Below are 10256 nucleotides of genomic sequence, written 5' to 3' on the forward strand. Positions count from 1 at the left end.
CCGGGAGACCCAGCGGCGAAGCGGTCAACCCATGTAGGAAGGCGGGTCGCTGGCGGGAAACGAAGACATGGAGCCTTCGGCGACGATGTCGCGATTGCCCGCCGCGTCGCGTGACTCGCCGGGGAGGATGTTCCACCGTCCGTGCTCGCCCGCGCCGTGCCGCGACGGGTCGCGAAGGCTGGAGGCGCGTGCGTCGATGACCACCGGCGTGCGGCTGCGCGCGCGCCACTGCGCCGCGAGCAGCGCGGCCTGAATGGCCGCGTCGGCCAGGAAGACGGGGGAGCGCCGCTTCCGGTTCGTGGCGTACGTGGAGACGTCGACCATCAGGAGCGTGAGCGCGCTCCAGATGCCCAGCTTCCTGAGCTCCGGCGTGACGCGGCCATGGCGGTGCGCGGACAGGAGCGTCGCGCCCACCGTGCCGGCGAGTCCGCCCACCGTCTTCATCAGCCAGCCTTCGCGGATGGGCCCGGTAAGCCGGGTGACCCGCTTCGGCTGGAGCCAGGGCAACAGGCCCTTCAGCAGGAAATACGCGCCCTGGACTTCGGCCGGGTCTCTTCGGAAAAACGAAGCGAGTCGTCTGTTCATCCGCTCTCTGCCTCCCGCGCTCAAGGTGCTTCCTGGCGCGGGGAAGGGCACCTGGGCCGGGCGGGTGGGCAGGCGTCACCCTGGAGGGCAGGTCGGCGGGTACTGGCGCTCAGGCAGTTCGGGGCAGGGGCATCAGTCCAACTGGGTGGAGACGATGGGGGCCTGCGCCGCCGTGTTCCACGGCAGCGAGGGCCACCAGCGTTCGAGGGAGGACGGCGCACCGGGTTCGACGCGCTCACCCGGCTTCGGGACGATGACGCTCACACCCGTGGCCTCGCCCGCCGCGAGCATGCGTTCTGGCCGTCGACGGGCGCCGGTACCTCCCCAGGGGCGTTCCGACGTGGCGCCGTGCCAGCCTTCATGCCGGCGCGGTGCCAGGTTTCTCGCTACGCCCGTGCGGGGGCCAGTGCCGCGCGCTTGCTGTAGGTGTCGCAGAGCTCCAGGTATTCGTCGCTGTCGATGTCGAGCGCCGCCACCCGCATCTTCTTCGTCTTGGGCTTGTCCAGCGTGGTCTTGATTTGAATCATCTTGAGCGTGGGGATGCCCATGTAGGACTGGCTGTAATAGGTATTCTCGGTCATGTCGGCCCATTCAATCAGCAGGCCATCCTCGAAGCGGATGCCATCCCGACCGATAATCAGCGCGGGCTTGTCCAGGTTGCCCAGCGGCCTGATGCAGCCGTAGAGCATCCAGACCATGCAGAGGTTGACCGCCCCGCACAGCGCCATCACGCCGGGACTGTTCGTCAGCCGGAAGGTGAGGATGCCACAGAGGCCCGAGGCCACCGTCCAGATGATTACACCGAGGATGAGCTTCGTGCGCGAGTAGTAGACCTCGCGCGGCTTCAGCGTCTTCTGCTTGTTCTGCGAGGAACTGTAGATTTCCATGACGTGCGACCTGTGAGGGGAAAGGGAGTCAGCTGGCCAGCCGTTGCGACAGGTAGGCCAGGAGGACGGGCGCGTTGACGATGCGGGCCTCGTCAATCTTGAGCGGCTTGCCCTGGGCGGCGATGACCAGCTCGCGGGTGGAGACACCTGAGTCGAACTCGTCCTGGAAGCGGATGCTCTCGATGTCGTCCCAGCGCATCAGCCGCTTCTTGTGTGTCAGCCCGGCGTCACTGAGTGTGAGGGGCCCGAACTGCACCGCCTTGCCGGCGTTGACCTGCCGGTGCACGCCGTCAATCAGCGCATCAACGACATGGTCCGCTACGTGGGCGTACAGCTCGTCCGCGTCGCTCCACAGGTTCAGCCTCAGCCGGTAGGTGCCTCCGCGGTGGCGCAGGACGAGCCGGTCGTGGTTCTGCTCCGTGATGATGGCGCTCACGTTCCGCCATGCGATGCGCGTGTCACCCGCGCGCAGGCACTCCTCATCCACCACCAGCTTCGGCGGCGCGGCCAGCCATGCGAACACGTCGCTGGCCCGCCAGAAGATGAAATAGAGGCCGCAGGGGACGCCCGCTAGCAGGACGATGGGCGCGGAGTCGTAGCGGAGGATCCCTTTGATGAAGTCCTGCGGGAGCAGGTAAATCTTGCCGAACGAGAGAAACGCCGCGGCCACCACGTAAATCAGGGCGAAGCCAGCGGCGAGCCAGTACAGGACGTGCGTGGGGAATTCCCGGGTGTGCGAGCGCTTCAGTGAAGACTCCGGAGCCGTGTCGAAAAGTGCACGCATCTATAAACAATCGCGTGTGTCTTTTCGATGAGATTCGCCACTGCGCTCAGGGTGAAACCAGCGTGGCGCATTTTACCAATGTCTCATACGCCGTGTGATGTTTCGGGGTTGCTCAGGTGCGGCGAATTCGAGAAACAATCGGCGTTCTCAAGCTGTGAGAAGTCATTGGATGAGGTTGCGTGAAACACAGCCTTTCCGTGTCTGTCGTGCCTGCGGCATGGCGGAGTGGGGGCCTCTGGTCGAAGCGGATGCCGCTGGCCGTTGGGGCGTACCCGTCAGGTCGTGCGACTCGTCAAGGCGAACCCGGCCACTCCCACCTCCGTGAACAGGAGTGGGGGGATGAGCAGGCAGGTACGGGGATGGGAACGCCGAGGCCCTTGGGGACCTGGACGCCGATGGCGCGGCCCCGCTCCGGTGAAGTCTCCTCAACCACCGGCGAGCGAGAAGTGCTTTGGCGCCTGAGCGCGACGAGGTGGCGCTGGCGCGTGCGGAACGGGTTGGCGCGAATTCGTGAGCGTGTTTTGAGAGTCTTTGTCTGGGATGTGAAAGCGATTGGCTCGAGATGCGCGTCTACAACCAGCGGCTGGGCACGGACCAGGAACTGCTGGCGGTGGGCAGGAATGGCCGCCCCCTCTACGCGGGCGGCTTCCGGCCCCGGCCGTCACCCGACGGGAAGCGCGCTGGCCTCGTACTGCTTCGCGAAGTCCTCGCTCGGCGGAATGGGCTTGATGACGTCGATGAGCACCCCGTTGGGGTCCGCGGTGATGAAGTGCCGCTGGCCAAACGCCTCGTCCCGCAGCGGGAGGTGGATGGGCAGGCCGGCGGCCTGCACGTCCCGGTAGACGGCGTCCGGGTCTTCCACTTCGAAGTTCAGGATGGTCCCCGCCACCGTGCCCCGGGCCACCGCCGGCACCGTTTCGTGCCGGCCGTCGAGGATGGCCAGCGCGACATGCTCTGCATCGTCCGACTGGAGGTGGACGTACCAGTCGCTGGTGAAGCGCGGGCTGAAGCCGAAGTGCGCTGTGTAGAACGCCGCCGTACCTGCGACGTCGTTCGTCATGATGACCGGGTAGTAACTGGTGATTTTCATGGGCTCCGCTCTCCTTCGGGCTTGTCTTTCGCCGAAGTAACATACAGGCTGTATGTATGCAATCGAGGGCGCGAAGAAGCAACGATGAGCGCAGCGCGACGACGCGGCAGGCGCTCGTGAGCGCGAGCCGGGCGCTGTTCGTGGAGAAGGGGTATGCGCAGACGTCGACGCCGGAGGTGGTGGCCGCCGCCGCCGTGACGCGCGGGGCGCTCTACCACCACTTCGAGGACAAGCAGGCGCTGCTGCGGGCGGTGCTCGAGCGGGAATTCGCTGAGCTGCGCAGGGCCATCGACCAGGCGACGCCGCCGGCTCTGGGCGCGCGGGAGGCGCTCATCGCTGGAAGCCTGGCCTACCTCGACGCGATGGCCGTCCCGGGCCGCACGCGCCTGCTCCTCGTGGATGGGCCGGCGGTGTTCGGCCATGCGGAGATGATGGCACTCGACGAGGCCTCCGCCGCGGGCTCGCTACGAGAAGGGCTCGCCGCCTTGCTGGGGGATGGGCCGCTGGTGCCGGCGCTCGCCAGCCTGCTATCCGCCGCCTTCGACCGCGCGGCCCTGGCCATCAGCACCGGCGGCGATGCGAAGGCCTACCGCGCGGCGATGCTCGCGCTCATCGAGCGCGTCACCGCTGGCGCCGGTCGTTGAGCGGCAGCGGCTCCAGCGTGTTCGACTCCGTGTCGTCCGAGAGCGCCGAGGCCAGATGGACCAGGTTGGTGCCGATCAGATAGGAGGCCAGGATGACGGTGATGCGCAGCACGAGCAGCGTGGGCTCGAAGGGGAGGATGTCGCGTTCCTGGAGCCAGGCGAGCGTCTGCGGCGCGTAGGCGGCGTTGCAGGCCGCCACCACGCCCAGGAGCAGGAGCATCTGGACGATGCCGAAGAAGGTGTTGGCCCGGGAGCGGACCAGTCCGGCGAGCCCGCCCAGCCGTTCCATGAGCAGCGGCTTGACGAACTTCATCACCAGGATGCCCTGGATGATGCCCACGGCCAGCGGAACGAAGATTTCGGCCAGGGCCATGACTGTCTGGGTTTGTTCGCTCGAACTCATGGCCGCGGACGATGCTCCGTCACGCAAAGCGAATCAACCCGGTCCGCCGGTTGACGGATGCGGCACGCGAGCGTTTCAGGCGGCACAGCGGGTCCAGGCATTGCGCCTGAACCCGCCGTGTCACGTTCTGGAACGTCAGCCGCCAAGCTCCACGTTCTCCAGCACGCCCAGCGCATCGGGGATGAGCAGCGCAGCGGAGAAGTAGGTGCTGACCAGGTAGTTCGTGATGGCCTTGTCCGTCACATCCATGCGGCGCACGGAGAGGCCGGGCTCGACTTCGTCCGGCAGGCCGGTGCGGCGCAGGCCGATGACGCCCTGGTCCTCCTGGCCGGTGCGCAGCACGAGGATGGAGCTGGTGCGCTGCTCGGTGATGGGAATCTTGTCACACGGCAGCAGGGGGACCCCGCGCCAGGCCATGCACGGCGTGCCCTGGACCTCGACGGGCGTCGGATAGACGCCCCGGCGGGTGCACTCCCGGCCGAACGCCGCGATGGTGCGCGGGTGCGCCAGGAAGAAGCGCGACTTGCGGCGCCGGCTGAGCAGCTCGTCCAGGTCATCGGGCGTGGGCGGCCCGTTGCGGGTGTGGACGCGCTGCTTGAGGTCGGCGTTGTGGAGCAGGCCGAAGTCCCGGTTGTTGATGAGCTCGTACTCTTGCCGCTCCCGCAGCGCTTCGATGGTCAGCCGAAGCTGCTGCTCCGTCTGGTCCATGGGGTCGCTGAACACGTCGGAGACGCGCGTGTGGACCCGGAGCACCGTCTGGGCCACGCTCAGCTCGTACTCGCGGGGCGTGAGCTCGTAGTCCACGTAGCCGCCCTGGATGTCCGGCTCACCGGAGTGACCGGCGGCCAGGGGGATGGCGGCCTGCCCCAGCTTGTCCTGGGGCTTCTTCAGGCGCTCCCGGTACTGCTCCACCTGGGCGCGCAGCGTGGCGGACCGGGCAATCAGGTCCTCGAACGCCCGCTGCGGCAGGGACAGCACCGTGCATGGCGTGGTGGCCTTGACGGTGAAGGTCCAGACGTCATCCGACTCCGCCACGGCCTGGTCACCGAAGTGGTCGCCGTCCGCCAGCACATCCAGGATGACGGGCTCGCCATACGGGCCCGCGCGGAGCTTGCGTGCCTTGCCGTGGGCCAGCAGGAACACGTGCTCGGCGGGAGCGCCCGCCTCGACGATGACGTCGCCCGCCTTGTACTCCGCCTGGGTGAACTGGCTGGCCAGGGCCGCAATCACCTCGTCGTTGCCGCTCAGGCCCCGCAGCAGCGGCAGCTTGAGCAGCTCCTGTGGGATGACCTGCACCTTCGCGCCGATGTTGCTGAACACGAGGCGGTCATCCGCCACCGCGTAGCTCAGCCGGCGGTTGACCCGGTACGTGCCGCCCGTCACCTCCACCCAGGGCAGCATGCGCAGCAGCCACCGCGGGGTGATGCCCTGCATCTGCGGGACGGTCTTCGTCGTCGTCGCGAGTTGACGTGCCGCGGCTGTGCCCAGGCTCAGTCGCGGGGTGTCGTCGCCGCCCGTCTTCACGAATTTCGTCATGTGGATTCCCTCAGGTCATCCGAGCGGAAGGAGGGCTAGTCGCCGCGGCCGATTTCGACGCTCTCCAGGATGCCCAGCGCGTCGGGCACGAGGACGGCCGCGGAGAAGTAGCTGGTGACCAGGTAGTTGATGATGGCCTTCTCGTTGATGCCCATGAACCGGACGTTGAGGCCGGGCTCGATTTCGTCGGGGATGGTGCCCGGGTGCAGGCCGATGACGCCCTGGTTCTTCTCACCCGCGCGCATCAGCATGATGGACGTGGTGCGCGAGTCGCTGACGGGAATCTTGCTGCACGGGAAGATGGGGACGCCGCGCCAGGCGGGCACCATGTTGCCGTTGAAGTCCACGCTGGTGGGGTAGATGCCCTTGCGGCTGCACTCCTGGCCGAAGGCGGCGATGGCGCGCGGGTGGGCCAGGAAGAAGGACGGCTCCTTCCACACGGTGGCCAGCAGCTCGTCCATGTCGTCGGGCGTGGGCGGGCCGCGCCGGGTGTGGATGCGCTGCTTGAGGTCGGCGTTGTGCAGCAGGCCGAACTCGCGGTTGTTGATGAGCTCGTGCTCCTTGCGCTCCTTCAGCGCCTCCACCGTCAGCCGGAGCTGCTGCTCCGTCTGGTTCATGGGCTCGTTGAAGAGGTCCGCCACGCGGGTGTGAATCTGGAGCACCGTCTGCGCCACGCTCAGCTCGTACTCGCGGGGCGACGTCTCGTAGTCCACGTAGGTGCCCGGCAGCACCGGCTCGCCGGTGTGGCCCGCGGCCAGCTCGATTTCGGCCTGGCCCGTGGTGTCCTGCTTCTTCTTCGAGCGCGCCTTGAACTGCTCGACGTGCTTTTGCAGCGAGGGCGACTGGGCCATCACGGCCTCGAAGTCGGACTGCTGCAGCACCAGCACGGTGGAGGCCGTGGCGGCCTTGGCCGTGAACTTCCAATAGTCCTGCGACTCCAGCAGCGCCTCGTAGCTGTAGTGGTCGCCGTCCGCCAGCACCCCGAGCACGGTGGCGTCACCGTACTTGCCGGCGCCAATCTTGTTCACCTTGCCGTGGGCGATGAGGACGATGCAGTCCGCTTCCTTGCCCACCTCGGTGATGACATCGCCGGCCTTGTACGTCTTCTGCTCGAAGCGGTTGGCCAGCGCCGTCAGCACCTCGACGTCGTCGTAGCTGCGCAGCAGGGGGAGCTCGCACAGCTCCTGCGGGATGACCTGCACCTTGGCGCCGGTGGTGGTGAACGTCACGCGGCCATCGCCCACCGCGTAGCTCAGCCGGCGGTTGACGCGGTACACGCCACCGGACACCTGCACCCAGGGCAGCAGCTTGAGCAGCCACCGGGAGGAGATGCCCTGCATCTGCGGGACGGACTTGGTCGTCGTGGCCAGCTGGCGCGCGGCGGCCGTGCCCAGGCTCAACTGGGACTTCTCGGCGTCACTGCCCGGCTTGATGATGTTCGACATGATGGGCCTTTCGATTGAGATGGAAGATCAGGCGCCGGAGCGCAGGTTGGCGAACAGGGAGGTGATGCGTGCGGCGGAGGTGCCCAGGCCGGTGGGGCCCGAGGAGAGCCGCGGCGCCAGCTTGCGGGACGCGCGCAGCTCGAACTCCTTGTAGCGGTCCACCGTCTGGTGCCAGATGAGCACACCGCTCATCCACCACTGCAGCTTCTGGACGTACTGCTTCAGCTTGTCCTGGGCCTTGCCGTCCAGGTTGAAGCTGCGCGCCAGCGGCTCCAGCTCGTTGGCGATGATGTATTCGAACTGCTGCATCCGCGCGGTCATCAAGTCGTTGACGACGGAGACGGCCCGCGCCGGGTCCAGGTCCAGGAAGCGCTGGACGACCAACACGCCGTTGTTGAGCTCGCCTTCGAACTCAATCTCCTTCTGGTAGGAGAAGACGTCGTTGACGAGGCAGGCGTAATCCGCCGCGGAGTTCTCCAGGCTGCGGATGGGACGGGTGTGGAAGACCTCAGGCGGCAGCGCGTCGCCATGGGCCAGGCGGGACAGGCTCATGGTGAGGTCCGAGCCGAACGTCTGGCGCCGCATCTCCACGTAGTCGATGGGGTCCGGGATGCGGTTCTGGATTTGGTTGGCCAGCTCCCACAGCCAGCTCTCCGTCATGTCCAGGATGGCCTTGCGGAACAGGCTCCGTGAGGCGGACGTCACGCCTTCGGTGGTGCGGGCCCACAGGTCCGCCAGCCCGCGCTCCACTGGGTTGGTGGGGGGCGGAACCACCGCGCCGGCGTCCTCCGGCATGAACAGCGCCAGCCGGGCGTTGAACACCTTGGCGCCGGCCATGTCCTTGGTGTGACCGTAGAAGGTCGGGAAGTAGTCGTCCGCGTAGGTGCCCCAGACGAGCCAGCAGGAGGACAGGTTGAGCTGCGCGGCGGTGGCGTGGGGATGAATCAACGCGCCGCAGAGCGCCACGTCCGCCACGTCGAACTTGTGGTCATCCCAGATGTAGCCGCCGGGCACTCCGGGGAGCACGTCCAGCATGCCCATGCGCCGCGCCCACGCCTTGGAGTCGCGCCGCGCGGCGTCCAGGTGGGGGCTCGGCTTCGTGGAGTACGGCATGTAGAACTTCGGCAGCTTCACCGGGCCCACGGGCTGGTACGGCACGTGGGAGAAGTTCTTGAGGCGGGTGAGCCCCAGGGCCGTGGGCGACTGCGGCAGCCGCGCCGCGGAGGTGCCCAGGCCGTTGGGGCCCAGGAAGAAGCCGCCCGCGCCGCCGGAGCCCTTGTTCATGTAGCGGCTGGAGCGCATGTGCCACTCGTGGCCGCCGGACTGCCAGTCCTGGAGCCCCCGGACGTACGTGAGCACCTGGGCCTGCTCCACCGGGTTCAGGCCGAACTCGACGAACAGGGACGGCAGCTCCGTCAGGACGGTGTTCTCGAACTGTTGCAGGCGCGAGGTGAGGACCTCGTTGACGAGGTGCGCGGCGCTGGGCGGGGAGATGTCCAGGAACTTCTCCATCACCAGGACGCCGTTGGAGAGCTCGCCTTCCTCCAGAATCTCCCGCTCGTAGGAGAACAGGTCGTTGCGCAGGTGGACCGCGTCGGAGAACGTGTCCTTCAGCACCCGCATCGGGCGGCTGGCCGCGACCCGGTCCGGGACTTCGGCGAAGACGGCGTGCTCCACCAGGTTCGCGGACCAGGGCGCACCGCCGACCTTGCGGCGCATCTCGATGTATTCGATGGGGTTGGAGACGCGGCGGTCGCTGATGTTGGACAGCTCCCAGCTCGATTCGTCCAGCAGGTGCTTGGTGCTCTCGAAGAACCGGCGCCGCCACGCCATGGAGCGGCTGGGGACGGTCCGGTTCCACAAATCCAGCAGCCCGGCCTCGACCGGGTTGGTCGGCGGCGGAGGCGTGGCCGCCGGGTCCACCGGCATGAACAATGGCAGACGGTCCAGGTATGCCTTCGCGCCGACCTGGTCCTGGGGGCGCTTGTAGAGCTCCAGGAAGTGGTCATCGAAGTAGAAGACCCAGACGTACCAGTCGGTGACGAGGTCCAGCTCCGGGCCCGGCGCCTCCGGATGCGTGTAGGCGCAGAGCAGGGCGTAGTCCATGGCATCGAACTTCGCCTCGCTCCAGATTTCCGGAGCGCTGCCATCCTTCGGGCGGCCAATGATTCCCAGCTCGCGTGCCCAGGCCTTCGAATGCACCCGGGCGCCTTCGAGGTTCGGATTCAAGCGCGCCGGCCAGGGAACGTAGAAGTCTGGCAGTTCGAATGGCTGCTTGTTTTTCGCCGTACTCATGGACGCCCCTCGTTGAACTCAGGGGGGCGTTATAGTTAGGCACTGAACACTTATCCAAGTGTTTCTTACATAAAAGATTCTCAGGTGAAGTCGCGATTTGCCTGCTGGCGCACGGATTTAGCTCCATCCGTGCGCCGTCATTCCTCCGCGATAAGCCGTGTTCTCATTCACCAGTAGGGCTGGTGACGAACTCCACGCGGCGGTTGGCGCTCCGTCCCTCGGGCGTGTCATTGGACGCAATGGGTTGGGCGGGGCCGTAACCCTTTGCAGTCAGACGCGAGCTCTCAACTCCTTGCTGGATGAGATATTGCCGCACTGCGTCCGCGCGGTCCTGGCTCAGTGTGCGATTGAGCTCCTCGGGGCCGGTGTTGTCCGTGTGTCCTTCGATGCGCAGGGACACGCCCGGGTTGGCCTTCAGGTAGTCCGCGATGGCGTCCAGGTTCCGACGCTCCGAGTCGGAGAGCGTCGACTGACCCACTGGGAACTGAACGTGGTGCTCGGTGGGCAGCCGCGTCGGCGCTTCGGTGGGGGGCGCCTGGGGCTGTCTCTTATAGACATCTGACGCTGCCGACGATCTTACGCGTGTA

Annotated in this window: 10 protein-coding genes; 1 reads left to right on the forward strand and 9 read right to left on the reverse strand. The window is 66.9% G+C overall.

The genetic code is table 11. The features are described 5' to 3' along the window. Positions 1-24 precede the first annotated feature (24 nt). The 5 genes from FMP39_RS23810 to FMP39_RS23825 all read right to left on the reverse strand — a co-directional run bounded on the left by FMP39_RS23810 (position 25) and on the right by FMP39_RS23825 (position 3346). On the reverse strand, positions 25-585 hold the full coding sequence (locus FMP39_RS23810) for a hypothetical protein (protein ID WP_141592524.1): 561 nt from the start codon (positions 583-585) through the stop codon (positions 25-27). A 132-nt stretch (positions 586-717) separates the two neighbouring features. Further along, positions 718-876: a hypothetical protein gene (locus FMP39_RS37530; RefSeq protein ID WP_194858539.1), complete on the reverse strand. Its 159-nt coding sequence runs from the start codon at positions 874-876 to the stop codon at positions 718-720. Between the two features lie 95 nt (positions 877-971). Continuing rightward, the gene (locus FMP39_RS23815; RefSeq protein ID WP_141592525.1) at positions 972-1472 is read right to left on the reverse strand and encodes a hypothetical protein; all 501 of its coding nucleotides are present in this window, start codon (positions 1470-1472) and stop codon (positions 972-974) included. A gap of 28 nt (positions 1473-1500) precedes the next feature. Continuing rightward, positions 1501-2256 carry a DUF6585 family protein gene (locus FMP39_RS23820; RefSeq protein ID WP_141592526.1) on the reverse strand — a complete coding sequence of 252 codons (756 nt, stop codon included), beginning with the start codon at positions 2254-2256 and terminating at the stop codon, positions 1501-1503. 661 nt (positions 2257-2917) lie between these two features. Next, positions 2918-3346, reverse strand: a complete 429-nt coding sequence (locus tag FMP39_RS23825) for a VOC family protein (protein WP_011556194.1) — start codon at positions 3344-3346, stop codon at positions 2918-2920. Positions 3347-3402: 56 nt separating this feature from the next. Between FMP39_RS23825 and FMP39_RS23830 the strand changes: the two genes are divergently transcribed. Further along, positions 3403-3990: a TetR/AcrR family transcriptional regulator gene (locus FMP39_RS23830; RefSeq protein ID WP_141592527.1), complete on the forward strand. Its 588-nt coding sequence runs from the start codon at positions 3403-3405 to the stop codon at positions 3988-3990. Here the strand turns inward: FMP39_RS23830 and FMP39_RS23835 are convergent. The 4 genes from FMP39_RS23835 to FMP39_RS23850 form a co-directional block, all read right to left on the reverse strand. Continuing rightward, complete coding sequence (locus tag FMP39_RS23835; RefSeq protein WP_228558282.1) at positions 3968-4393, reverse strand: hypothetical protein; 426 nt, start codon at positions 4391-4393, stop codon at positions 3968-3970. The genes FMP39_RS23830 and FMP39_RS23835 overlap by 23 nt on opposite strands. Positions 4394-4528: 135 nt before the next feature. Further along, positions 4529-5929, reverse strand: a complete 1401-nt coding sequence (locus tag FMP39_RS23840) for a family 2B encapsulin nanocompartment shell protein (RefSeq protein WP_141592528.1) — start codon at positions 5927-5929, stop codon at positions 4529-4531. A 35-nt stretch (positions 5930-5964) separates the two neighbouring features. Further along, the gene (locus tag FMP39_RS23845; RefSeq protein WP_141592529.1) at positions 5965-7374 is read right to left on the reverse strand and encodes a family 2B encapsulin nanocompartment shell protein; all 1410 of its coding nucleotides are present in this window, start codon (positions 7372-7374) and stop codon (positions 5965-5967) included. Positions 7375-7401: 27 nt separating this feature from the next. Beyond that, the gene (locus FMP39_RS23850) at positions 7402-9669 is read right to left on the reverse strand and encodes a family 2 encapsulin nanocompartment cargo protein terpene cyclase (protein WP_141592530.1); all 2268 of its coding nucleotides are present in this window, start codon (positions 9667-9669) and stop codon (positions 7402-7404) included. Positions 9670-10256 lie beyond the last annotated feature (587 nt).

Source organism: Myxococcus sp. AB056, from assembly GCF_006547365.1.
Taxonomy (GTDB): Bacteria; Myxococcota; Myxococcia; order Myxococcales; family Myxococcaceae; genus Myxococcus; species Myxococcus virescens.